This window comes from Gluconobacter sp. DsW_058, from assembly GCF_002153615.1.
Taxonomy (GTDB): Bacteria; Pseudomonadota; Alphaproteobacteria; order Acetobacterales; family Acetobacteraceae; genus Gluconobacter; species Gluconobacter cerinus.
In genome coordinates this window covers 16462-39239 of record NZ_JOPH01000035.1, presented here as the reverse complement: position 1 = coordinate 39239, position 22778 = coordinate 16462, and the positions used below count along the sequence as shown (strand labels likewise).

Genomic DNA, 22778 nt, shown 5'->3' with positions numbered 1-22778 from the left:
GGCAATGCGCGTGCATGCGGGCTGGATCTTACTATCGCTTCTGCCGCTGCTAATTCTTGTCATGCTGGTCGCAGTCGAGGTTGGTGCAAGCGGGGCAGGCATTGGTACGCTCCTGCATGCACCTGACGTTGCGACCAGAAATCTGGCCTGGATGGTGATCGCGCATATTCGTGCGCCACGTGTCGTGCTCGCCGCGATGGCAGGTGCAGCTTTGGGGGCTGCGGGTGCAACGATGCAGGGGCTTTTTCGAAATCCATTGGCTGATCCGGGGTTGATTGGTGTATCTTCCGGGGCCGCTCTGGCTGCTTCGTGCGTCATCGTACTGGGCGTCGATATGGCTCAGTCAGGGTTTCTAAACGGTTGGGCCGTGCCTTTGGCTGGAATGCTGGGCAGCTTTCTCGTCACACTCCTTCTTTACGTCTTTGCGACCCGCGCTGGCATCACCTCTGTCACGACTGTTCTGTTGGCTGGTGTCGCATTCGGAGCCTTTTCTGGTGCATTGACTGGCATTCTCATTTTTCGGGCCAATGATACGGCTCTGCGGGATCTGACGTTCTGGACTCTCGGGAGTTTTTCTGGAGCAAATTGGGAACGTATTGGCCTGCTCTCGCCATTTCTTGTCCTTGCAGGCGTGATTGCGACACGTCTCGCTGTTCCTCTGAACGCCATGCTTCTGGGTGAGGCGGATGCTGCTTTGATGGGGTATCCTGTCGAGCGGACAAAACGGCTGGCAATGCTGGGGGTGGCTGCGTCCGTTGGGCCGGTAGTCGCGTTTGTGGGCGCCATTGGGTTTGTTGGCGTTGTGGTTCCTCACCTTGTGAGGTTGGTAACCGGTCCAGACCACCGTCTGGTTCTGCCTGGGAGCGCTCTTCTTGGGGCTATTCTTCTCACTGCGGCTGATACGATTGCCAGACTGGTTGCGGCTCCTGCGGAACTGCCTGTTGGCATAATTACCGCAGCACTCGGAACCCCGGTCTTTGTCTGGCTTTTGAGCCGCATTCATGGAGCGGATATTCCATCATGACACTGGAAATTCAGAACGCCTCAGCCAGAGCAGGTGGTCGTGAGATTGTTCACAATCTTGATCTGGCGCTCGCGGCGGGAGAAATTGTTGCTGTTGTGGGACCTAACGGCGCGGGTAAAAGTACGCTCCTGAAGCTCGCATGCGGTTTGATGCCGTTGCATGGGGGTGAGATCCGCTTTGATGGCTCAAAAATTGGATCGCTTTCTGCGGGCGAACTTTCTCGCCGCCGGGCGCTCTTGCCCCAGGAATGTCCGATGCGTGCGCGCTTCACGGCGCTGGAACTGGTTCTTATGGGGACAGCTATTTCGGGGCAGGGCCGCCCGATGGCTGAGCGTGTCGCGATTGCACAGGACACGCTGGATCGGGTCGGGCTGTCATCGTTCATGGAACGCGACATTATGACGCTATCCGGCGGAGAAAGGCAGCGCGTTCACCTTGCGCGAGTGCTGGCACAGCTTGAGGCCGCAGCCCGGAACGGTGCGCCCGGCTGTCTGTTGCTGGATGAACCTTTGTCCGCACAGGATATGGCACGGCAGCGTCTCATTCTTCAGATTGCAAAGATGCATGCGGCGCATGGTGGAAGCGTGTTGCTGGTTCTTCATGATCTGAACTGGGCTGCGGCCTGTGCCGATCGTATCATCGTCATGCATCAGGGGCGGATACAGTCACACGGTCTCCCCCGTGACATCCTGACTTCTGAACTCCTCCACGACGTTTTTGGGATTCCTGATGGCTGCATTCATCAACATTGCAGCACGGGGCGTCCGTTCGTTGTTCCGCATGATCTCGTCATGCCGGAAGATATCAACAAGAGAGAGACACCATGTATATTGCAATGAATCGCTTCAAGGTACGGCCTGATAGTGAAGATGCTTTTCGGCAGCGCTGGCTGGAGCGGGAGGTCCTGCTGAAGACCGTTCCAGGATTTGTCAGTTTTCAATTCCTGCAGGGTCCAGCCAACGAAGATCATGTTCTTTATGCGTCTCATACGGTCTGGGAATCTTATGAGGCCTTTGTTGGTTGGACACAGTCTGAGCAGTTCCGCGCTGCTCATGCCGGCGCCGGACAAGGCAAAGTGCTGACCGTGGGACCGCCAGTCTTTGAAGGCTTCAAGGTTCTTCAGAATATCGAAATCTGAAATGTCTTTGATGGTGGAGTGATTAAAAAGCGCCACGGGGTCTGTCGCTGACAAAGTTCGTGATTGCGCGTTTTTGTTCGTGTTGTCACACTGTCCTGGAAATCATTTCAGGTCAGTGTGCATGAGCAACCCCACCATCAGGATCAACCCTCGTCAGGAACAGATCATCCGACTGGTTCGCAGTCAGGGCTATGTGTCGAACGAAGACATGGCACAGCAGTTCGATGTGGCGGTTCAAACCATTCGGCGGGATATTGGGTTTCTGGCAGAGCAGGGGCTTCTGACCCGACATCATGGTGGAGCAACACCGAACTCCACCATTGAAAATATCGCCTACAATGAACGGCAGATTCTGAACCTGAAGGCCAAGGATGCGATCGGCCATTGCGCGGCGTCTCTTATTCCTGACCGTTCGTCCCTGTTTATCAATATTGGTACGACAACCGAGGCTTTCGCCCGGTCTCTGGGTGGACATCGTGACCTAAGGGTCGTGACTAACAACCTGCATGTTGCGTCTCTTATTTCCGGAAGACCTGATTTTAGAACCGTGATTGCAGCGGGAGAGCTCCGTCCCAAGGATGGGGCAATTCTGGGTGCTGCTGCGATTGAGACTCTGGATTCTTTTCGGACAGAGTTCGGCGTCATCGGTATCAGCGGTATCGCAGATGACGGGACACTGCTGGATTTTGACCTGAATGAAATTCAGTGTGCCCGTACGATTATCCGAAATTCTCGCCGTGTTCTGCTGCTGGCAGATCATACAAAATTCAGTCGGCAGCCCATGGGGCGCGTCGGCGGACTGGCAGATATTGATGATCTGATTACCGATCGACCCGTCTCGGACGCATTTCAGGCGCTTCTGGAAGCGGCAAATGTGACGCTACATATCGCTCAAACATCACAGTAGTGCGCGAAAAAAAGAACACTAATCTGTTATAAACCGAAGATCCCTCTTTACTTTATCGTTCAATATGCGCGAAAACGAACATCAGATGCTCGTTTTGGAGCGTGGTGGCAGGAGATTGTTATGTCATCGATTCGTGAAGTTTCGCCTTCAAGTCCGCAGAGCGCGCCTTATGACGTGCTTGTGGTCGGTGGGGGCATCAACGGCTGCGGCATTGCCCGTGATGCCGCAGGCCGTGGTGCGAAGGTTATCCTTGTCGAGCAGGATGACCTTGCAAGCCATACGTCTTCTGCCAGCACCAAGCTGATCCACGGTGGTCTGCGGTATCTGGAATATTACGAGTTCCGGCTGGTGCGTGAGGCTCTGATTGAGCGTGAGCGTCTGTTAAAGATTGCGCCGCACATCATCTGGCCGATGCGTTTTGTTCTGCCGCACTCCAAGATGCTGCGTCCTGCCTGGCTGCTACGGACAGGCCTGTTCCTGTACGATCACCTTTGCACGACCATGACGTTGCCGAAAACGCGCGCGGTGAACCTCCGTACGGACGTGACAGGGCGCCCGCTCAAGAGCGAATACGTGCGTGGGTTCGAATATTCCGATGGCTGGGTCCAGGACAGTCGTCTGGTTGTGCTCAATGCCATGGATGCCATCCGTCTAGGGGCCTCCATCAACACGCGCACCAAACTTGTAAAAGCTGAGCGTGGGCCACAGCTCTGGACCGCAACGCTTCTTGACCGCGACAGTGGTGAAGAGCGGACAGTTCAGGCCAAGACCATTGTGAATGCAGCTGGACCATGGGTCGCAGAGCTTCTTCAGGATCGTGTTGGCGTGCAGAGCCGGAACAAGGTGCGTCTCGTCAAGGGAAGCCATATTGTGGTGCCGCGCCTGTTCGAGAGCAAGCAGGCTTATATCCTGCAAAATCCGGACAAGCGGATTGTGTTCGCGATCCCCTACGAGCAGGATTTCACGCTCATCGGCACGACGGACGTTCCTTGGGAGCAGGACCCTGGGAAGGTTGAAATCTCGGCAGATGAAATCAAGTATCTTTGCGAGAGCGTCAGCCGCTATTTCCAGAAGTCAGTCAGCCCGGATGATGTGGTCTGGACGTATGCCGGTGTTCGTCCGCTTTATGACGACAACTCTGGCAATGCGTCCGCTGTAACGCGTGACTACGTGCTGGATGTTGATGCGTCTGGTGCGCCGATCCTGTCTGTTTTCGGCGGCAAGATTACGACGTTCCGCAAGCTGGCCGAGCATGCACTTGAGAAGCTGGTTCCACATCTTCCTGTGCTGGGCGGTCCATCCTGGACTGCTGAGACGCCACTGCCCGGTGGGGATTTTGCCCCGGCTGATTTTGACCGTCAGGTGGCGAAGCTGCAGGCGTATGCGCCTCATCTGGCTCCTTACACAGCATGGCGGCTTATGCGGAATTACGGTTTGCGGGCGTTTGATATCGCTACGCAGGCAGAAGCCGATATGGGGCAGTGGTTCGGCAAGACACTGAGTGCGCGCGAAGTCGATTATCTGATCGACAACGAATGGGCACGGTCTGCGCAGGACGTGCTGTGGCGCCGCTCGAAGCTGGGTCTGTTCATGACCGATGCCGAGAAAGCCGCACTCCAGACCTATATCGAGGAGCGTGCCGGAACAGAACGTTCGGCTGGCTCCGAGACCTCCGGAACATGGCGGCAGGACGTCGCCTGATCTTTCCTTCAATTCTCATGTCGGACATCCGGTCATGTCAGAGAATAAACGCTACCTTGGTGAACTCCTTGCCGAGTTCTTTGCTGTCGCCATCATCATTCTCTTCGGAGATGGCGTCGCTGCCATGTATTCGCTTTACGATCCCAGCCCGTACAAGACGGCGTACTGGGGCGTCTGTATCGTCTGGGGGCTGTCCGTTACGGTCGCGATTTACGCGACCGGGGCAGTCAGCGGCACGCACGCCAACCCGGCTGTGACGCTCTCACTTGCGCTCTTCCGTGGGTTCTCATGGAAGAAGGTCGTACCCTACATCGGTGCTCAGGTTCTGGGTGGTCTGGCGGGCGCGGCACTCGTGTACTCGCTCTATGTGCCGGTCATTGACCACTACAATGCCGCTCATGGCCTGACGCGTGCACTCGATGGTGGCTCGGCCGGTGTGTTCTTCACGCATCCAGGCGATTTTATCAGTGTCTCTCATGCGTTTTGGGATGAGGCTGTTCTGACCGGTATTCTGGTGTTCGGTATTTTCGCCGTGACCTGCCAGTACAATACGCAGGCTCCGCAGGCGAATTCCGGTGCGCTGATCATTGGTCTTCTGGTTGCAATCATCGGTGCGTCTGCGGGGTATCTGGAAGCCTGGGCCATCAATCCGGCTCGTGACTTTGGTCCACGCCTGTTCTGCTTCTTTGCAGGGTGGGGGCAGGCTGCCATTCCGGCTCCGTCCAACTACTGGTGGGTGCCAATTGCAGCGCCAATGGTCGGTGGTCCGATTGGTGCCGCGATTTACCAGTATGGTCTTCGCCCCTTCATGCCTCGGATTTCTGTGGTAGCATCTGCGCCATCATCTGAAGCGCTAAACCTAGCCGAGCCTGTGCTCGTCGTTTCGAACCCTTCCGTACCTGCTTCAACAGGTCCCGTCATCGACAAGGTCTCTTGATCTGTCCGTTTCCGGAGTAAGTAGCATGGCAAAGAAAGACTACATTCTAGCGATCGATCAGGGCACGACATCGACTCGCAGTATTGTTTTCGACAGCAATGCCCGCGCCGTGTCCATTTCACGTAGCGAATTCCCCCAGCACTATCCTGAGCTGGGTTGGGTCGAGCATGACGTGGAAGATATTTGGGAAGACGTTCTCGAGACGGCGCGGGAAGCGATTTCCACGGCTGGTGGTGTTGGGCGAATTGCTGCGATCGGCATTACCAATCAGCGCGAAACAGTCGTGGTCTGGGATCGCAAGACCGGCAAGCCCATTCATAATGCGCTTGTCTGGCAGGATCGCCGGACGGCTCAGGAATGCAATCGCCTGCGTGAGCAGGGCGCCGAAGAAATTGTTCGTGATAAGACGGGCCTTCTGCTGGACCCCTATTTCTCAGCAAGCAAGATTGCCTGGCTTCTTGATAACGTTTCAGGTGCCCGCAAGCGTGCTGAAGCAGGGGAACTGGCCGCGGGCACGATCGACAGCTTCCTTCTGTGGCGTCTGACGGGTGGCAAACGCCATGCAACCGACATCACGAATGCCTGCCGTACTTCACTGTTCAACATTCACACCCTTCAGTGGGATGATGAACTGCTGAACCTGTTCAATGTGCCTCGTGCGCTTCTGCCTGAAGTCCAGGACAATAGCGGCCTGTTTGGCAAAACAGAGCCTGACCTGTTTGGTGAGTCTATCGTGATCGGTGGTATGGCGGGTGACCAACATGCTGCTCTGATCGGGCAGGCATGTTTTGAAGAAGGCATGGCGAAAGCGACCTATGGTACCGGTTGCTTCATGCTCCTGAACACAGGCGAAAAGCCAATTCAATCCAATAACCGTCTGCTGACGACCATTGGTTACCGGATTGGCAACAAGACGACGTATGCTCTCGAAGGATCCATCTTCGTGGCAGGCGCCGGCATCAAGTGGCTGCGTGACGGTCTGCAACTGATCACGCATGCGTCTCAGACCGATGATATGGCAACCCGTATTCCGGACAGCCATGGCGTTTACATGGTGCCAGCTTTTGTTGGGCTTGGCGCGCCACATTGGGATCCTGAAGCACGCGGCATGATCTGTGGTCTCACGCTGGGCTCGACGCAGGCACACATTGCCCGTGCGATGCTGGAATCTGTTGCGTACCAGACCTATGACCTCGTTCACGCCATGCGTCAGGACGGTGCGATGCGGGCCAAGACGTTGCGTATTGACGGTGGCATGGCCGCTAACGACTGGTTCGCCCAGTTCCTCGCCAGCATGCTCAAGGCCGATGTGGAGCGCCCTGTAAACGTTGAGACCACGGCCGTTGGCGCTGCTTTCCTTGCCGGGTTGTATGTTGGTGTCTGGGGTAGCCTGGAAGAAGTTGCGGCAACCTGGGCGCAGGAGCGTCTGTTCTCGCCGCGTATGGATCCTGCACAGCGCCGCATCATGCTGGACGGCTGGCAGAATGCAGTTCAGCGCACCCTGACGCCACATGCTGCGAGTGCTGCCCCAGTGCGCGCCAGCAAGCCAAAGGTTGATACAGTTCAGGCAGCCTGACCGCTCTTCAGGTCTGCTTGATATGGCCGGTCTATTCGTCGGGGGACGAAGGCCGGCCTTTTTTATGTTTTGGGCTTGCCAGGAAAAATTGGAATTTCAGGCGGCATCCGGTGATGATGGCTGATCGCGTTCCAGCCAGGCGAGTGTGCCAATTTGCGCTGCCGACGCGAGGGTCACAAGATAATTCAGACAGAGGAAAGCTTGAGTAATGAGGCTGATTGTTTTCAGTTGGCTCAGCTGAAATTGGTCATGAATGAGCGTAAAAGCCAGTAACAGAGGCATGATAACAGCTCCAGCACTCATCACGATGAGGGCAGAGTTTCGGCATGTCAGGATGGTTTGCTGCTCTCGTTCATCCCTGTCCCAGGCACTCAGTCTGTATAAAGGATGCTACAGTTTTATCCGGGCGCAAATATTCAAAAGAAACGTTCCGCTGATGAAGAATACTGACATCATCCAGCCGGGGCTCAGCAGAAATATTGCGCTTGGAAAAAGTATGGTCGCGCAGACTGCAATCGTGACAGGTTTCCAGAGGGGAATTGTGCTGGTCGGTGACACCGGTGTTCCGTCTGGAAACAGTCCCCCAAGCCAGAAAACAGGACGGCCAATGATATTGGCTACATTGTCCATGACGCTGAAAAATTTGTCAGTGGGGCGAGGAGAGAATGTCACTGTTTTCCAGCCTCCATGCGCGCGCGCATCTGTTCGACAAGTGAATCAAATGGCGTCAGAGAGAAAACCATTTCGACCTCTGCTTCCAGAACCGCACAGATCTTCATCGCGAGTTCCAGACTCGGTTTGTAATCGCCGCGTTCCAGATAGCCGATCGTCTGGGGGTTAACCTTTACGGCTTCAGCGAGGTCTTTACGTGAAAGACCTCGTTCAGCCCGGAAAAGAGCAATACGGTTATGCATCAATGTTGTGTATACACAACGGATAAATGCTTTTCTACAATTTTAGACGCACTCAGGCATCAATATTCAAGGTAGCAGCGGTGCTCATACGTAATTCACGGCAAAGGGCAGCGTTCTGTTTCAGATCCACCCCATAGGCTGGGAAAATCTCATTAAGAGGTGGCAGCCATTCATTTGAAGAAATCTTCTGAGGAAAGCACTTTTCCACGACTTGCAGCGCTACTGAGGCTGCGATGGATGCGCCCGGCGATGCACCGAGAATTGCAACAAGCGACTGATCGGAACTGCGGACCAGCTCTGTGCCGAAGCGCAGGACACCATGAAGGCCTTTGTCCGGCTTGATGATCTGAACACGCTGCCCGGCCACAATTTTCGTCCACTGGCTTTCATCAGCCTGCGGATAGAAGTTCAGAAGGGACTGGAAGCGCTTGTGGTCGCTCTGTGTTACTTCGCGCACCAGATAGTTCAAAAGCGACAGATTATCTTTGCCTGCGGTCATGGCGGGAATGATGTTGCTGCTGTTCAAGGAGTGGAAATAGTCCCTCCAGGAGCCGCTCTTGAGAAACTTGGTGGAAAAACCCGCATACGGACCAAAAAGAAGGCAGGATTTCCCGTCGATCACCCGCGTATCTAGGTGTGGGACAGACATCGGCGGAGATCCGACGGGTGCTTTTCCATAAACTTTCGCATGATGGCGCTGCGTGATGGCAGGGTTGGTGCATTGCAGCCATAAGCCGCTCACTGGGAAGCCTGCGTATCGGCGTGCTTCAGGGATACCGGATTTCTGAAGGAGGGGCAGTGCTGCACCACCTGCGCCGATAAAGACAAATCGCGTCAGGACAGTCCTGTGTACCCCGGTTTGCATATTGACCGCAGTGACACGCCAACGACCATCGGTTGTTTTGGTCAGGTCCGTCACGCGATGACGATAAAAGCTGTGGAAGCCGGGGGCGGTCTGCAAACCAGAGAGAAGGCTTCTGGTCAGGGCCCCGAAATCGACATCCGTTCCGCTTTTAATGCGGGTGGCCGCCACAGGAATAGACAGATCCCGACCTTCCATCGCAAGAGGGGCCCAGTTCGCGATAACAGCAGGATCTTCGCTATATTCCATTCCGTCAAAGCAGTGGTGGTTCGCCATGGCGGTGTAGCGCGCTTTGAGAAAAGCAACGTCAGCTTCGCCCCAGACAAGGCTGACATGAGGGCAGGCGTGAATGAACGTGCCCGGATCTGCAATTCGGCCGGTTTGTACCCAGTGCGCCCAGAGTTGGCGGGAAATATCGAACTCGGTGTTGACCGCCAGAGCCTTGGAAATATCCACGCTGCCATCTGCACGCTGCGGCGTGTAATTCAGTTCACAGTTTCCTGCGTGCCCGGTTCCAGCATTGTTCCAGGCCTTTGAACTTTCCTGCCCACACTGTTCAAGCGTTTCAAACAGCGTAATGGAGAGTTCGGGGGACAGTTCTTTGAGGAGGGCGGCGAAAGTTGCGCTCATGATGCCGCCTCCAATCAGAACGACATCCGGGAACGCGGCAGAAGCTGAAGACATTGCAGGCAGGGTCCGTAAAAGCAGAATATCAGAAGGGTGGTGTTATCCCCGATAAACGGGCCCGTTGGGAAGCAGCTTTCCCGGATTGAGAATATGGTGAGGGTCCATCGTATTCTTCAGTGCACGCATGACGCCGAGTGAGCCCTCACCGTGCTCCTGAGCCAAAAACTCCAGTTTCCCCAGTCCAACACCGTGCTCGCCACTACAGGAACCCCCGAGAGCCAGCGCCCGACCGACAATTTTCCTGTCCAGATCCAAGGCTTGAGCATACCCTTCCGGGGAGTGTTCGGTGATGATGAGCGTATGGAAATTTCCGTCTCCGACGTGGCCCAGAAGAGGGGCCTTAAGACCGGATGCGGCAATGTCGCTTGAGACACCGGCAATCAGTTCCCCCAGTCGTGAGATTGGAACAATGCAGTCTGTTGAGATGACCCGGGCGGTTGGATCGATGGCCTTTGCGGCCCAGTAGGCATCATGGCGCGCTTTCCACAGACGTGCCCGGTCTTCCGCGCTCTCGGCCCAGGCAAAACCAAGCCCATTGTTTGCGAGAGCGATCTCCTGAGTTGCGGTAACCTGTTCCTGTACGGCTGCAGGGGCGCCCGCAAATTCAAAAAATAGCGTTGTCAGGGGGCGATAGCCGGTCAGTTTGGAGTATCGGATGGATGCATCCATCTGAACACTATCCATTAATTCCACACGGTTAATCGGGATGCCGCATTGGATGATTTCTATTGCAGTCTGAACGGCATCGTTCAAAGATTCAAATTGGCAAACTGCAGCGGAGAGGGTGTCAGGGCGGCCATGCAGCTTGAGCTGGATTTCCGTAATAATCCCGAGCGTGCCTTCAGAGCCGATGAAGAGGGACGTCAGATCATAACCAGTGGAAGATTTGCGGACGCGACCGCCGGTTCGGATCACTTCACCTGTCGCAAGCACGACAGTCAGACCCAGCACGTTTTCCTTCATCGTGCCGTAGCGGACAGCTGCCGTTCCGGAAGCGCGGGTCGCGCACATGCCGCCCAGAGTAGCTTCACCGCCCGGATCGACGGGGAAGAAAAGTCCGGTATCGCGGATCTGTGTGTTGAGAGCCTGTCGGGTGAGACCAGCCTGTACGCGGCAATCCAGGTCGTCCGGGTTCATCTCCACAATGCCGGTCATGCGGGAGAGATCGAGGCTGATGGCGTGTTCTGGCGGCGTGACATGCCCTTCAACGGATGTTCCTGCGCCAAAAGCGACTACGGGAACGCGGGAGGCGTGACATTCTTTCAGGACGATTGAAACATTTTCCGTACTTTCGGCAAAAATGACGGCTTTCGGCAGTCGGGCAGCCTCCATAGCTTCGCCGTGACTGTGTTCTTCCAGCACGGAGGGGGCTGTGCTGATCCGGCTTCCCAGTGTTGTAGCGAGCCGGGAAAGAACAGTCTGAAGGCGTTCTTCAGCGGAAGGAGAAAGAACCGTCATGGAATATCCGAAATGGAAAGTCGTCAATTTTGTAAAATTATTATAAATCTGATGACTGAAAAGACAATCTATATGCGGTGTTGTCCCATGCTCCAGATAAGAAAAACGCCCCATGTTGGGGCGTCTTCGCGGAAGTGTAGGCTGAATTAAGAGTTAGTGGGTGCTGCGTCGGTCAATGATGAGCAGCAGGAGATAGGGAAGAAAGAAATACAGGGCCATGACCACCATGAGTGGTTTGAGGAGCCAGCCCATATCTGCGTGCAGGACAGAGCGGCTGAACATGTTGGCCAGTCCTAAAAGACAGGCCACGCAGAAGAGGCCAAAAAAGTTGGCGAAGAATCCACGTTCACCGTTGATGAGTCGAAGCTGGGCAAGAAGCCCGCCGATTTGCTGTGATGCCATGACCGTGGTTCTCCGTTGAGTCAGACAGTGAAGTATTTGGCGCGCGGATTCAGCACCACGAGAGCAGACGTTGACTGCTCAGGATGAAGCTGGAACCCGTCAGACAGGGAAATCCCGACGCGCTCGGCATCCAGAAGGCGCAGGATTGGTTCCTGATCCTCAAGGCGGGGGCAGGCAGGATAGCCGAAGGAATAGCGTGACCCACGATAGGACTGGGAGAGCATTTTCTCCATGTCACGATCATCTTCCGCCGCAAAACCAAGCTCTGCACGGATCCGTTTGTGGGTGTATTCAGCCATGGCTTCCGCCATCTCGACCGAAAGGCCATGCAGATAGAGGTAATCCTGATAGCGATTGGCCTCGAACCATTCCCGGGCAAGGTCTGATGCTTTCTGCCCGACAGTGACAACCTGAAGCCCAACAACGTCGCGGTGCTCATCATTGATGTCACGCACGAAGTCCGCGATGCACTCGCCGTCGTCCTTTGGCTGGCGGGGCAGGGTGAAGCGCGCGGCTTCTGTCTTGCCGTCTTCTTCAAACAGGATCAGGTCGTTTCCGTCACCAGCGGCTTTCCAGTATCCATAGATGGCCTGCGGGCGCAGGATTTCCTGCTCCGCACTGAGCGCCAGCATGCGCTTCAGGACGGGGCGGAGTTCCATCTTCGCATACTCCATGAACTCCTCAAGGGAGCGCCCCTGTTTTCGGAAGCCCCACTGGAACTGATAGAGTGAGCGTTCATTCAAGAATGGCAGCACGGCATTAGGCGCAGCTTCCACAACCCGGGCGCCCCAGAAAGGTGGCGTGAGAGGAGGTAGTTCGCCTGAGATCCGATTGCGACGCTCCCGGGCAGCGGCAGGATCAACTGTGCCGAAGCCACGAGTTTCAGCACTTTCCGGAGCACGCGCATTCTTGCGGCTTGCCTTGCCCGCACGGCGGCTCTGGATCGCCCCCAGATAGCCGTCAAACTCTTTTTGCGCGATCTTGTCCATCAGGGACAATCCATCAAACGCATCTCTGGCATATGCGACGCGGCCTGGCTCGCCGTCTCCGTAAGACAGGGCGCATTCTTCTTCGACATAGTTTCGGGTCAGGGCCGCGCCACCAAGAATAACGGGAACATCGAAGCCCTGCCGTTTCATCTCCGCGAGGTTCTCACGCATGATGACGGTGGATTTTACGAGAAGCCCCGACATGCCGATAGCGTCAGCATTATGTTCCTTGGCCGCAGCCATCATGTCAGCCAAGGGCACTTTAATGCCGAGGTTGATCACCTGATAGCCGTTATTGGTCAGGATAATGTCCACAAGGTTCTTACCAATGTCGTGGACGTCACCCTTTACGGTGGCAAGAACCATCGTGCCGCGATGTTGGCCTTCCTTGCGCTCCATGTGCGGCTCAAGCCAGGCTACGGCTGTTTTCATCGTCTCGGCAGATTGCAGCACAAACGGAAGCTGCATTTTGCCAGACCCGAAGAGTTCGCCCACGACTTTCATGCCGTCCAACAGAACGGTGTTGATGATGTCGAGCGGGGCCATATCCTGCATGGCGGCATCCAGATCATCCTCGATGCCTTTACGGTCCCCGTCTACAATCCGGTCCTTGAGGCGTTCTGCGGGCGTTTCAGCACGACGCTTCTTGACGGCATCCGCAGCTTTCCGGCCAGCAAAAAGCTCCAGAAGCTTCTGGAGCGGATCATAATCGGCAGTCCGACGGTCAAAGATCAGGTCTTCCGCGACTTTCACTTCTTCCGGGGCAATCAGATGCAGCGGACGGATTTTTGAAACATGTACGATCGCGCCGGTCATGCCTGCTTTGACGGCATGGTCCAGAAATACGGAATTCAGAACTGCACGTGCCGCAGGGTTCAGACCAAAGGAAATGTTCGAAAGACCCAGCACGATCTGGATGTCAGGGAATTTATCCCGGATCATCCGAATACCTTCAAGCGTCCAGACGCCAAGCTTACGGTCGTCTTCCATGCCGGTTGCGATGGTGAAGGTCAGCGGGTCGATCATCAGGTCGGACTGGGGCAGCCCGTACTGATTGCAGGCGAAATCAACCAGACGTTCTGCAATGCGCAGTTTGTCCTCTGGCGTCTTGGCCATGCCCACTTCGTCAATGGTCAGGGCAATCATCGCAGCGCCGAACTTCTTTGCCAGCTTCATGCGCGCATGAGCCTGATCTTCACCATCCTCAAAGTTGATTGAGTTGATGATCGGCTTGCCGCCATGCAGCTTCAGAGCGGCCTCAATGACTGGCGTTTCGGTTGAATCGATGACCAGAGGCGCATTCACGGATGACGTGAAGCGGGTGACGACTTCGTTCATCTCCGCGACTTCGTCTCGGCCAACGAATGCCGTGCAGACGTCCAGAGCATTGGAGCCTTCGGCAGCCTGTTCCCGGCCAACGGCGACGCAGCCATCCCAGTCGCCCGCTTCCTGAAGTTCACGCCATTTCTTGGAGCCGTTGGCGTTGCAGCGCTCGCCGATGGAGAAGTAGCTGTTTTCCTGCCGCAGCGGCACCTGCGAGTAGAGGCTGGATACAGACGGCATCCAGATCGTGCTGCGCTTGACCGGAGCCGGACGGTATTTTTCGCCACCCACGCGACGCAGCATGCCGTCCAGAGCCTGAATATGAGGAGTGGACGTTCCACAGCACCCGCCAATCAGGTTGAGTCCGTCTTCACGGATGAAACGCTCCATCCACACAGCCATTTCGTCCGGGCTGAGAGGATAGACCGTTTTACCGTCTACCAGTTCCGGGAGACCGGCATTGGGCTGCATGGAAATCAGGCCTGGCCAGTTTTCAGACAACCAGCGGACGTGCTCTGCCATTTCCTGCGGGCCGGTGGCGCAGTTCAGACCCAAAGACGGGACGTCCAGCGCGTTGACGGTTGTGGCTGCCGCAGCGATGTCGGGTCCAACGAGGAGGGTGCCGGTGGTTTCAACCGTTACCTGTACGAAAATGGGAGCGTCCGACCCGAGTTCGATCCGTGCGGCTTTGGCCGCGTTGACGGCAGCTTTGATCTGGAGCGTGTCCTGACACGTCTCAATCAGGAACCCATCGACACCGCCGTCAATCAGGCCACGGCACTGTTCAATCAGCCCGGCTTCAAGCGTGTCATAATCGATGTTGCCAAGCGTTGGCAGTTTTGTGCCTGGGCCGATGGAGCCCATGACGTAACGATGGCGGCCGTCACAGAAGGTCTCTGCCGCCTCTCGGGCCAGCGTGGCAGCAACACGGTTGATTTCGCGGCTGCGGTCTTGGAGGTCGAACTCAGCAAGCGTGACGATCGAGCCACCAAACGTATTGGTCTCGACCATATCCGCGCCAGCTTCGAAATAGCCGCGATGAATTTCACGAACCAGCTCAGGGCGGGAAAGATTCAGGATTTCCGTGCAGTTTTCCTGCCCCCAGTAGTCTTTCTCAACTTCCAGATCGAGCATCTGCACGCGCGATCCCATACCACCGTCACACAGCAGAACCTGGTCTGACAGGGCATCAAGCAGATGGGGACGTGAGGACATTGAGGCGCTCTTCAGGAATAAAATCAGGACAGGATATTATGCCAGGCGATCGGGCCCGGCATGGAGGCCTGCCTGTATAACGGTTGAGGGAAGCTGCTGGCAAACCGGATCTGTCCTGTCCTTCTTTTAACAGGCCTGTCATATGTGGTGCATCTCCCTGAATTGGGAATCCCTTCTCGCGGAACAGCAATGACAAATTCAGTTGGTCGTTTCCTTCCACTCTTTATAGCAGTCGCCATTCTGTCCTGGGCCAGTGCGTATCCGGTTGTGCGTATTGCCCTGCATGACTTCGCACCTATCCCGCTCGCGGCCGTACGATATGCCATCGCCGCCATTGCTGCGGGGGGCTGGCTGCTCTGGAAACGCCCAGCTCGTCTGCAAAAAGCTGATATTCCGCAGGTTCTGGGATGCGGTGCGGTTGGCATCACGCTGTACAATATCTTTTTTAACTGTGGCGAAGTGACAGTCTCCGCGGGGGCCGCGAGCCTCCTTATCAGCGCAGCGCCTCTTATGGCCGGGCTCATCGCCATGGCGTTTCTTGGTGAGCGCATGTCTCTTTTGGGATGGGCTGGGTCCATCCTGAGTTTTGCTGGTGTTGTCCTGATCGCCCAAGGGCAGGCCGGGGGATTGTCCTTCGGTTCAGGTGCGACATTCGTGTTTGGAGCCGCTGTTTGCGGAGCGCTCTACACGAATCTTCAGAAAGGGCTGATCCGCCGGTACGGTGCTCTTACAACGATCGCTTATATTCTGATCAGTGGTGCTCTGTTCCTGCTGCCATGGCTGCCAGAAGGATTGGCCAGCTTTTCTCATGCATCATGGGCAGGACGGGCATCCGTGCTGGAACTGGGCATTTTCCCCGCCGCAATCGGATATGCTGCCTGGGCCTTTGTGATCGGGCATCTGGGAGCTACGCGGGGCGCTGCGCTGCTGTATCTGCTCCCGCCTGTCACGATGGTTCTGGCCTATATTCTGACCCACGAGATTCCGACGTTCCGGACACTCATTGGCGGTGCCATTGTTATGGCTGGCGTTATTGTCACCAACACATGGGGGCGCCACCCTGTTGCGGCACCAAGCGGCCGGTTGAACAACTGATGTCTCAGCTCTTTCTCTCGGTTGTCACGGATCTTTCTAACTGGCCGTCATCGCGCAGGGCAGACGTCGTTCTTGTAGCAGACGTACCGGAAGAGGGCTGGTCAGACGTAGTGTCCTTGCCGGCACCCTCTCCATTTCGCAAGAGACACGGCATTGGGTGTTCCTGCTGCTCGCGTGAGGGATTGTCGATGGTCTTGGCCCAAGTCTTTCAGGATCATGTGACGGGGGCGAGATCGACAATTCGCGGAGTGGTCGTTCTTGTGAGTGTTCAGGAGCAGCGGGACGTGCTGCAAATGCTTGAACAGGATGTTCTGGTGAGAGCCAGATATCGTCTTCAGGACTGATGACCTACTCGTTCCCATGGAGGAACGGGCGCATAACGTGTCGCGAGAAAATCGATCATCACTCGGACTTTGAGCGGTACGTGCGTTGTGGGCACATACACTGCATGCAGATCTGGCCCTTCAAGCAAGGGAGTATCGAGCGTGATAGGTTTGAGAAGGCCTGACTGAAGTTCATCGGCGACAATAAATGTTGGCTGATAAAGAATGCCCTGGCCCGCCAATGCTGCCGTGCGTAGGACGTCTCCATTATTGGAGCGCAGGCTGCTTTTGACCGGAATGGTCCGTTCTCCCCCGCGTCCGAAACTCCAGCGTGTGGTGCCCACGGGGTCGCTGAGGGTGTAGCCGAGGCAGGTGTGATGTTCGAGGTCACTGACCGTGGCTGGAGTGCCATGTTTGGCCAGATAGGAGGGGGCGGCACAAAGCGTGAAGTTGATATGCGCCAGACGCCGGGCTTTGAGGCTGCTGGGCAACATATGACCGATCCTGAGAGTCAAATCCCACCCTTCAGCAATAGGATCGACGCGGCGATCATCCACGCCCAGTTCGACTGTCACCAAAGGGTATTTCTGGCTGAACTCTGGCAGGAGAGGGGCGACATGTCGAATGGCGAAAGATACGGGCGTATTCATGCGCAGCAGCCCGCGGGGCTCGGCTGCGCCTGCGGTGACTTCCTGCTCCATGTCTTCAAGGCTGCTCAGGAGTTTCTGGCACCGATCGAGATAGAGTTGCCCAGATTCAGTCAGTGAGAGACGGCGCGTGCTGCGATGGAAAAGTGCCACGCCCAGATGGGCTTCGAGCGCTGACACGTGTTTTGTCACCATCGTCTGTGATAGGCCCAGAGACCGTGCTGCAGCAGCAAAGCTTCCTTGTCCCACTACCCTAACAAAGGCTTGCATACTGGTAATGCGGTCGAGCACTTCACACCCCTGGTGCCAGATGACTTTCCTGTAGTCAGGATTATCGTTGTCGCAGTTTGATGACAACCTTCGCGACAGATCAACTGACGACGGAGTTTCTCATGACGGATAATTCGAGGCAGACAGGGCCGATAGAACGCCAGCCTGCTATTTTTATTCCTCATGGGGGTGGCCCCTGCTTTTTCATGGACTGGCCGGATGTCTGGGATCGAATGGCGGAGCATTTGCGTGGGGTCGCTGCTACGTTGCCTCAGCGTCCTGCTGCTTTGGTTGTTATGTCGGGGCATTGGGAAACTGACCGGGTTACTGTGACAACAGGCGCCCATCCCCAATTGATCTATGACTATTACGGTTTTCCCGCCCACACTTATGAGCTCCAGTATCCGGCCCCAGGCTCTCCGAAGCTTGCTGAACATATTCAGAAGCTTCTTGCAAAGGCGGGAATTGCGAGTGGTGGAGATGCCTATCGTGGGTTTGACCACGGAGTGTTCATTCCGCTCATGCTGGCGTTCGAAAAGGCCGATATTCCCGTCGTTGAGATCTCCTTACCGTTGAATGCGACGGCTGAGGACGTGATGGAAATCGGCAGAGCTTTGGCCCCGCTACGAGATGAAAACGTGCTGCTGGTGGGGGCGGGGATGACGTATCACAATCTGCGACGTTTCCTGCGTCCAGACGCAGAGGCGGACGAGCAGTCCCGGCATTTCGATGACTGGCTTTATCGGGCTGTAAGTGAAGAGCCTGACGAGCGTGCGTCCCGGCTGGCGCGATGGGCAGAAGCTCCGTTTGCTCAAGACTGCCATCCGAAGGCCGAGCATCTGTTACCATTGATGTTTGTGGCGGGCGCGGCAGGAACGGACCCGGGTGTCCGAGATTATAGTGATACCGTCATGGGGAAGGCGTTGTCCGGCTTCCGCTTCGGTTGAACTTGCTTGTGTTTCAATTCAAAAAAGAAAGATCTTCCCATGAAGAAAATACTCTCTGGTGCTTTTGCAACTCTTGCTTGCGCTGCGGTATCCACTACCGCCTTTGCCGCTGCGCCCGCTGATGTGAAGAGTGGCTCTTACAAGGTTGAAGCTGGCCATACCCAGGTCAATTTTTCAGTCCTGCACTTTGGTTTTTCCTACTATTCGGGACAGTTCTCCAACGTGAGTGGCAGCCTGAAGCTGGATGCTAGCCATCCGGAGAAATCGAAGCTTTCAGTGACAATTCCGGTTTCCAGCGTGGCGACATCCAGCTCGGTGTTGGCGGATGAGCTGAAAAACAATGAGTGGTTTGATGCTGCGAAATATCCAGATGCGACTTTCGTCTCGACGGAAGTTTCCCCGGTAGGTGCTGAAGATGCAGTTGTCAGTGGTAATCTGACACTTCATGGCACGACGAAGCCCGTTGTTCTGCATGTGCACTTCGTTGGCGCTGGTGTGAACCCGATGGACAAGGCCTACACGGTTGGCTTCCAGGCTACGGGAACAATCCATCGCAGTGACTTCGGCGTCAAAAAGTATGTTCCCTATGTTGGCGATGACGTTAGCCTGACCATTGCTGGAGCTTTTGAAAAGCAGCCCTGAGTTTTTTTTCGCATAAAGAAGGCGGGATATTTCCTGCCTTTTCTCGGATGAGGAATAAGATCATTCTATTCCCTGCGTCTTCGCGCAATGGAGAAGTGATTATGAAGCTTTACTATAAGCCTGGTGCGTGTTCGCTTGCCGCGCATATTATTCTGAATGAAGTCGGTCAGCCGTATACGCTTGAAAAAGTAGATACGACCACGAAGACAACAGAGACCGGCGCAGATTATCTTGCCATCAATCCACGAGGAGCCGTACCGGCAATCGAGATTGAGCCGGGTGTTGTTTTAACCCAGAATTCGGCAGTTCTTCAGTATATCGGAGATCATTCGGACGTTCTGGCTTTTCGGCCAACCTACGGCACACTGGAACGAGCGAGGCTGCAGGAAGCTCTCGGGTTCTGTGGTGATCTGCACAGCGCATTCGGTGGCCTGTTTGCCCCGAACCTGACGGAGGAGGCTGAGAAGTCTGTTCATGCACAGATCCATCGGCGGATGACGCAGTTCGAGGATATGCTGTCTGACGACAAAGCTTATTGTCTTGGAGACGACTTCACGCAAGCCGATGCTTACGCAGCTGTTATCATGACATGGGCTGTTTTCAAGAAACTGGATATTTCTCATCACCGCAAAGCATGGGTATTGCGGGAGAGGGTGATGTCTCGTCCGTCTGCAAAGCGGGCGCTGCAGGAAGAAGGCTTGGCCTGATCCTGCGCTACGCGGAGGGGGCGATGAATAGCCCTCTCTGTGGATTGTAAATTTCGATATTAGCGAATGCTGTCGATATGGTAGCCGTTCGACATTCTGTATGTGACAAGAAAATGCTTTCTTGTTTTGTGTGTCTGGTACCAATCATCTGTAAAATAATTACTGATCATTGTTCCGTGCAGATCATAGGTTATTTTGTATGACGTTGGTGCACCCAAACCCGCATTGATTTTGTCTACAGAGACGATTTTTGCGATGGTGACATGTGTGATAGAATCATCCCCAGATACTTTCTGCCATCCGATCCATCCAAATATTGCTAAGGTCGTGACAAGAAAGATTGCAAAGAACAAACCCATCCATTCTTTCTTTTGAGCGGATAGCGTCATACAGAACCTTCTTCAAATCAGTAGAGATACGCGACAATAAAAGTATATTTGCACATATCTGTTTCTACCATTGATGACACATAAAATATTTTTTCTGTATTTGTTTCGGGGCGCTAAAAATCTAAATCTGGCGAGTTGTAGGTGAGTGCAGCGCTAACGCGGCTAGGGGGCATATACGCCTAAATTAAGATTGGGCGTTTAGGCATAAAAAAAGCCGCTCCGAAGAGCGGCTTCTCGCACAGACGAGCTGCTGATTAAAGCTTCAAAGAGCCTTAATGCTTACTGCAGACGTCTTGCCGTTACGGCCAGCTTCGAGCTCGTAAGAGACCTGCTGACCTTCGTTGAGGGTGTGGATGCCGGCACGCTCAAGTTCAGAGATGTGAACGAACGCGTCCTGACCACCATTGTCCGGCTGAATGAAGCCGAAGCCTTTGGTGGAGTTAAACCATTTTACGGTGCCTGTTGCCATAACGAGGCTCCTTTTTTAACAATAGCGGTCGTGCACAAAACACACACGAAATCATAACTTTTACGGAGAAAGAATGGCGCAACATGCGCCGGTTACCCCAGTAAAAGCACCCGCTAAAAAGACAATGGGGGTATTGCGTTTGAGATGCAAGGGAAAACATCTGAGTGGAGTAAAATAAAATGTTACTCAGACTGTAAAATACTATTCAAAGCGTATATTTATTTGTTGCGATTATAAAAGATAATGCCCGCTACTTGTATGAATTTTATGCATAAAAATCTTATTAAAGCTGCTTTATTTCTCGCATCCTGAAAAATTTCGTGTCCATACTTCTTCCCCTGAGTAGGGAATTTTTAGTCGATATTCACTCTTCGAATACCGCCTGGAACCTTCGTTTTTGCCTTTCGGTGAACAAATGAGGCAGAGGCCGTGTTGTAATCCGGGTTTTCCGCCATCGCCTGAAGTGTTGCATCGTCTCTAAGATCGAGAGGCCTTGGATGGCCGTCGTTGCTCTTCTGCGCTGCGACCCCACACACCTGCATGGCATGGCTAAAGGGAAGAGGATTGCCCTGTGTCCCGGTAAGCATCTGCTCACGCACACAATGACTGTCTGTCTGGCCAGTCAACCACGGGGCTGATGAGCATGCGGAAAGAGAAATGAGGGCAAAAAGAGGAAGGTAGCGCATAAGGGCAAGTGTACTACGGGACAATTCGGGCCGCAAAGAAAACTGACGTGTGCGGATGCCATTTCCAATACCGCCGTGTCCGTCACTGGGGAGGCATGCAATATACTAGAAGAAAGTGGCCTTTGTCGCTTTGCTTCTCCGTTCTCCCGGCGCGCTCATATATCAGGCGCCTATCAGGTTTCTTTTGAGATAATTTGAACCTTTGCTGTGGTGAAGAATTTAGTGTTCACCCTGTAGGAGGCGAACATGTCGATCCTGATCAGTACATCATTTTCCAGATCTGTCTTTCGAATGGATTATCCGGGTACGGAGGATCCATTATTTCCAGATGGTGACCCGATGGTTGATGACCCCTCTGAGGAAGAGGAAACGCCAGAGCCAGACGAATGGCCCGATGTGGAGTTGCCCGAAGAGCCGGGGCCTTCGCCATATCCGCCGTTTGGTCTGAAGACGGTCAGTGCCGGGGTGGTTGATTTACCAACCCCGCGACCGCCTCAGCCTCCCATGCCGCCGTCACCTTTGCCAACAGAGCCTCCTCCATTGGAAGAGCCTCCGCAGCCGTTGAATTAACTCAAGAAATTGGCTTTTGGTTCTCACCGCTGGGTAAGGGCAGTCCGTTTAGGACGGTGTATGGCTACCGATATCTGATGGCTGTCTATGATGTTTATTATGGAAAATGCTCGTAAAGGCGCGTCGTCTTCAACGCGCCTTTTGTCAAACTTGGAAATTAGTATCCAGGTGCGGGGTATGGAGCGGGAGTAGGCCCGTAGCTCGGATACGGCGTTGGAGGGACCACCGCCGGGCCATTCACATTGCCCATAATGACGTTACTAATGATGCCCGTTGTGATTGCGGCGAGGAGAAAGCTTCCACCGTAATCAATCCAGCGATATCCCGGAGGTGGGGCATAAAGGCCCGGGTATCTGTGCCAGCTATCAACAAACACGCCCCCACCATTGTAACGATCACCAGAGCGCCACATGCCGCGATGAGGGCCTGCGCCACGGAAGCCACCGCCGCCTCCGCCCGGGCCTCCACGATAACCATTTCCACCTTGGCCGCGTCCGCCACCGCCCGGGCCGCCGCCGTCACGATGTCCACCACCACCTGGGCCACCGCCATCACGGCCGCCTTCAGGACCTCCCTGAGCGCTAGCTACTGTGGGGGCGATAGTGAGTGCCAAGCCCATCAGCAGAGCTACAGATCGTTTAGTCTTGGTGGACATAAAAAACTCCGTTCGTAATGCGGCATCAAAGGTCTCCCGATGTGGCGAAAATTGGTCACCATTGTAACAGAGAGACAAAACCTCGGACTTTGTTGCGAGATTTCCGGAAAATTTCTCGCGGTTTTTCTTCGCTATGAGGAGGTTGCTCACGAGCATATCGCGAATGTCCGGCGATCGAACCGGGTATCGCAGGAAATGTGTGATCTCAGCGCGTTCATAATGGCACGGTTCTAAGAATCGCCAGC

24 protein-coding genes are annotated in these 22778 nt (G+C 54.9%); 13 read left to right on the top strand and 11 right to left on the bottom strand.

The genetic code is table 11. The features are described 5' to 3' along the window. Positions 1–4: 4 nt before the first annotated feature. The 7 genes from HK24_RS07370 to glpK all read left to right on the top strand — a co-directional run bounded on the left by HK24_RS07370 (position 5) and on the right by glpK (position 7283). Positions 5–1024, top strand: coding sequence for an iron ABC transporter permease (locus tag HK24_RS07370; protein ID WP_086633933.1), 1020 nt, complete (start codon positions 5–7; stop codon positions 1022–1024). Continuing rightward, entirely contained in the window at positions 1021–1863 is an 843-nt protein-coding gene (locus tag HK24_RS07365) for a heme ABC transporter ATP-binding protein (protein WP_086633932.1), read from the top strand. The genes HK24_RS07370 and HK24_RS07365 overlap by 4 nt, the downstream gene beginning before the upstream one ends. Then, positions 1848–2162, top strand: a complete 315-nt coding sequence (locus HK24_RS07360) for an antibiotic biosynthesis monooxygenase (RefSeq protein ID WP_086633931.1) — start codon at positions 1848–1850, stop codon at positions 2160–2162. The genes HK24_RS07365 and HK24_RS07360 overlap by 16 nt, the downstream gene beginning before the upstream one ends. 121 nt (positions 2163–2283) lie before the next feature. Beyond that, entirely contained in the window at positions 2284–3069 is a 786-nt protein-coding gene (locus tag HK24_RS07355; protein ID WP_086633930.1) for a DeoR/GlpR family DNA-binding transcription regulator, read from the top strand. 120 nt (positions 3070–3189) lie between these two features. Continuing rightward, entirely contained in the window at positions 3190–4770 is a 1581-nt protein-coding gene (gene glpD / locus HK24_RS07350) for a glycerol-3-phosphate dehydrogenase (RefSeq protein WP_086633929.1), read from the top strand. Positions 4771–4804: 34 nt separating this feature from the next. After that, positions 4805–5707 carry an MIP/aquaporin family protein gene (locus HK24_RS07345; RefSeq protein WP_086633952.1) on the top strand — a complete coding sequence of 301 codons (903 nt, stop codon included), beginning with the start codon at positions 4805–4807 and terminating at the stop codon, positions 5705–5707. 25 nt (positions 5708–5732) lie between these two features. After that, complete coding sequence (glpK, locus tag HK24_RS07340) at positions 5733–7283, top strand: glycerol kinase GlpK (RefSeq protein WP_086633928.1); 1551 nt, start codon at positions 5733–5735, stop codon at positions 7281–7283. A gap of 96 nt (positions 7284–7379) precedes the next feature. Here the strand turns inward: glpK and HK24_RS07335 are convergent, their stop codons facing one another. From HK24_RS07335 to metH, 6 genes are all read right to left on the bottom strand, one after another. Then, positions 7380–7565, bottom strand: a complete 186-nt coding sequence (locus HK24_RS07335) for a hypothetical protein (RefSeq protein ID WP_143412304.1) — start codon at positions 7563–7565, stop codon at positions 7380–7382. Between the two features lie 386 nt (positions 7566–7951). Next, the gene (locus HK24_RS07325; RefSeq protein WP_086633925.1) at positions 7952–8197 is read right to left on the bottom strand and encodes a helix-turn-helix transcriptional regulator; all 246 of its coding nucleotides are present in this window, start codon (positions 8195–8197) and stop codon (positions 7952–7954) included. A 52-nt stretch (positions 8198–8249) separates the two neighbouring features. Then, the gene (gene mqo / locus HK24_RS07320) at positions 8250–9743 is read right to left on the bottom strand and encodes a malate dehydrogenase (quinone) (protein WP_086633924.1); all 1494 of its coding nucleotides are present in this window, start codon (positions 9741–9743) and stop codon (positions 8250–8252) included. Positions 9744–9785: 42 nt separating this feature from the next. Further along, entirely contained in the window at positions 9786–11204 is a 1419-nt protein-coding gene (locus HK24_RS07315) for an FAD-binding oxidoreductase (RefSeq protein ID WP_086633951.1), read from the bottom strand. A gap of 153 nt (positions 11205–11357) precedes the next feature. Next, a complete protein-coding gene (locus HK24_RS07310; RefSeq protein ID WP_086633923.1) occupies positions 11358–11606 on the bottom strand; it encodes a hypothetical protein in 249 nt (82 codons plus the stop codon). Positions 11607–11626: 20 nt separating this feature from the next. Then, the gene (gene metH / locus HK24_RS07305; protein ID WP_086633922.1) at positions 11627–15133 is read right to left on the bottom strand and encodes a methionine synthase; all 3507 of its coding nucleotides are present in this window, start codon (positions 15131–15133) and stop codon (positions 11627–11629) included. Positions 15134–15322: 189 nt separating this feature from the next. On the opposite strand from metH, the gene HK24_RS07300 reads away from it, so the two are divergent. Together HK24_RS07300 and HK24_RS07295 are read left to right on the top strand one after the other, a co-directional pair. Then, the gene (locus tag HK24_RS07300; RefSeq protein ID WP_086633950.1) at positions 15323–16228 is read left to right on the top strand and encodes a DMT family transporter; all 906 of its coding nucleotides are present in this window, start codon (positions 15323–15325) and stop codon (positions 16226–16228) included. Continuing rightward, positions 16228–16572: a hypothetical protein gene (locus HK24_RS07295; protein ID WP_086633921.1), complete on the top strand. Its 345-nt coding sequence runs from the start codon at positions 16228–16230 to the stop codon at positions 16570–16572. The genes HK24_RS07300 and HK24_RS07295 overlap by 1 nt, the downstream gene beginning before the upstream one ends. Here HK24_RS07295 and HK24_RS07290 read toward each other — a convergent pair. After that, positions 16563–17489, bottom strand: coding sequence for a LysR family transcriptional regulator (locus HK24_RS07290; protein WP_086633920.1), 927 nt, complete (start codon positions 17487–17489; stop codon positions 16563–16565). The two genes, HK24_RS07295 and HK24_RS07290, sit on opposite strands and share 10 nt — an antisense overlap. Before the next feature lie 101 nt (positions 17490–17590). Between HK24_RS07290 and HK24_RS07285 the strand changes: the two genes are divergently transcribed. From HK24_RS07285 to HK24_RS07275, 3 genes are all read left to right on the top strand, one after another. Further along, a complete protein-coding gene (locus tag HK24_RS07285; protein WP_086633949.1) occupies positions 17591–18415 on the top strand; it encodes a class III extradiol ring-cleavage dioxygenase in 825 nt (274 codons plus the stop codon). A 39-nt stretch (positions 18416–18454) separates the two neighbouring features. Further along, positions 18455–19057: a YceI family protein gene (locus tag HK24_RS07280; RefSeq protein WP_086633919.1), complete on the top strand. Its 603-nt coding sequence runs from the start codon at positions 18455–18457 to the stop codon at positions 19055–19057. Between the two features lie 101 nt (positions 19058–19158). Further along, a complete protein-coding gene (locus HK24_RS07275) occupies positions 19159–19764 on the top strand; it encodes a glutathione S-transferase N-terminal domain-containing protein (RefSeq protein WP_086633948.1) in 606 nt (201 codons plus the stop codon). A 59-nt stretch (positions 19765–19823) separates the two neighbouring features. Here the strand turns inward: HK24_RS07275 and HK24_RS07270 are convergent, their stop codons facing one another. The 3 genes from HK24_RS07270 to HK24_RS07260 all read right to left on the bottom strand — a co-directional run bounded on the left by HK24_RS07270 (position 19824) and on the right by HK24_RS07260 (position 21332). Then, positions 19824–20153, bottom strand: a complete 330-nt coding sequence (locus HK24_RS07270; RefSeq protein ID WP_086633918.1) for a hypothetical protein — start codon at positions 20151–20153, stop codon at positions 19824–19826. Between the two features lie 262 nt (positions 20154–20415). Then, entirely contained in the window at positions 20416–20622 is a 207-nt protein-coding gene (locus HK24_RS07265; RefSeq protein ID WP_046899487.1) for a cold-shock protein, read from the bottom strand. Between the two features lie 353 nt (positions 20623–20975). Beyond that, positions 20976–21332: a hypothetical protein gene (locus tag HK24_RS07260; protein ID WP_143412303.1), complete on the bottom strand. Its 357-nt coding sequence runs from the start codon at positions 21330–21332 to the stop codon at positions 20976–20978. Positions 21333–21554: 222 nt separating this feature from the next. On the opposite strand from HK24_RS07260, the gene HK24_RS07255 reads away from it, so the two are divergent. Continuing rightward, complete coding sequence (locus HK24_RS07255; RefSeq protein WP_086633916.1) at positions 21555–21878, top strand: hypothetical protein; 324 nt, start codon at positions 21555–21557, stop codon at positions 21876–21878. 157 nt (positions 21879–22035) lie between these two features. Here HK24_RS07255 and HK24_RS13975 read toward each other — a convergent pair whose 3' ends face one another. Then, positions 22036–22533: an RcnB family protein gene (locus HK24_RS13975; RefSeq protein ID WP_086633947.1), complete on the bottom strand. Its 498-nt coding sequence runs from the start codon at positions 22531–22533 to the stop codon at positions 22036–22038. Positions 22534–22778 lie beyond the last annotated feature (245 nt).

Bases quoted from the DNA above. Each gene is read 5' to 3' on its own strand.
- HK24_RS07370 (WP_086633933.1), top strand. From the start codon at position 5: ATGCGCGTGCATGCGGGCTGGATCTTACTATCGCTTCTGCCGCTGCTA.
- HK24_RS07365 (WP_086633932.1), top strand. From the start codon at position 1,021: ATGACACTGGAAATTCAGAACGCCTCAGCCAGAGCAGGTGGTCGTGAG.
- HK24_RS07360 (WP_086633931.1), top strand. From the start codon at position 1,848: ATGTATATTGCAATGAATCGCTTCAAGGTACGGCCTGATAGTGAAGAT.
- HK24_RS07355 (WP_086633930.1), top strand. From the start codon at position 2,284: ATGAGCAACCCCACCATCAGGATCAACCCTCGTCAGGAACAGATCATC.
- glpD (WP_086633929.1), top strand. From the start codon at position 3,190: ATGTCATCGATTCGTGAAGTTTCGCCTTCAAGTCCGCAGAGCGCGCCT.
- HK24_RS07345 (WP_086633952.1), top strand. From the start codon at position 4,805: ATGTCAGAGAATAAACGCTACCTTGGTGAACTCCTTGCCGAGTTCTTT.
- glpK (WP_086633928.1), top strand. From the start codon at position 5,733: ATGGCAAAGAAAGACTACATTCTAGCGATCGATCAGGGCACGACATCG.
- HK24_RS07335 (WP_143412304.1), bottom strand. From the start codon at position 7,565: ATGCCTCTGTTACTGGCTTTTACGCTCATTCATGACCAATTTCAGCTG.
- HK24_RS07325 (WP_086633925.1), bottom strand. From the start codon at position 8,197: ATGCATAACCGTATTGCTCTTTTCCGGGCTGAACGAGGTCTTTCACGT.
- mqo (WP_086633924.1), bottom strand. From the start codon at position 9,743: ATGTCTTCAGCTTCTGCCGCGTTCCCGGATGTCGTTCTGATTGGAGGC.
- HK24_RS07315 (WP_086633951.1), bottom strand. From the start codon at position 11,204: ATGACGGTTCTTTCTCCTTCCGCTGAAGAACGCCTTCAGACTGTTCTT.
- HK24_RS07310 (WP_086633923.1), bottom strand. From the start codon at position 11,606: ATGGCATCACAGCAAATCGGCGGGCTTCTTGCCCAGCTTCGACTCATC.
- metH (WP_086633922.1), bottom strand. From the start codon at position 15,133: ATGTCCTCACGTCCCCATCTGCTTGATGCCCTGTCAGACCAGGTTCTG.
- HK24_RS07300 (WP_086633950.1), top strand. From the start codon at position 15,323: ATGACAAATTCAGTTGGTCGTTTCCTTCCACTCTTTATAGCAGTCGCC.
- HK24_RS07295 (WP_086633921.1), top strand. From the start codon at position 16,228: ATGTCTCAGCTCTTTCTCTCGGTTGTCACGGATCTTTCTAACTGGCCG.
- HK24_RS07285 (WP_086633949.1), top strand. From the start codon at position 17,591: ATGACGGATAATTCGAGGCAGACAGGGCCGATAGAACGCCAGCCTGCT.
- HK24_RS07280 (WP_086633919.1), top strand. From the start codon at position 18,455: ATGAAGAAAATACTCTCTGGTGCTTTTGCAACTCTTGCTTGCGCTGCG.
- HK24_RS07275 (WP_086633948.1), top strand. From the start codon at position 19,159: ATGAAGCTTTACTATAAGCCTGGTGCGTGTTCGCTTGCCGCGCATATT.
- HK24_RS07270 (WP_086633918.1), bottom strand. From the start codon at position 20,153: ATGACGCTATCCGCTCAAAAGAAAGAATGGATGGGTTTGTTCTTTGCA.
- HK24_RS07265 (WP_046899487.1), bottom strand. From the start codon at position 20,622: ATGGCAACAGGCACCGTAAAATGGTTTAACTCCACCAAAGGCTTCGGC.
- HK24_RS07255 (WP_086633916.1), top strand. From the start codon at position 21,555: ATGTCGATCCTGATCAGTACATCATTTTCCAGATCTGTCTTTCGAATG.
- HK24_RS13975 (WP_086633947.1), bottom strand. From the start codon at position 22,533: ATGTCCACCAAGACTAAACGATCTGTAGCTCTGCTGATGGGCTTGGCA.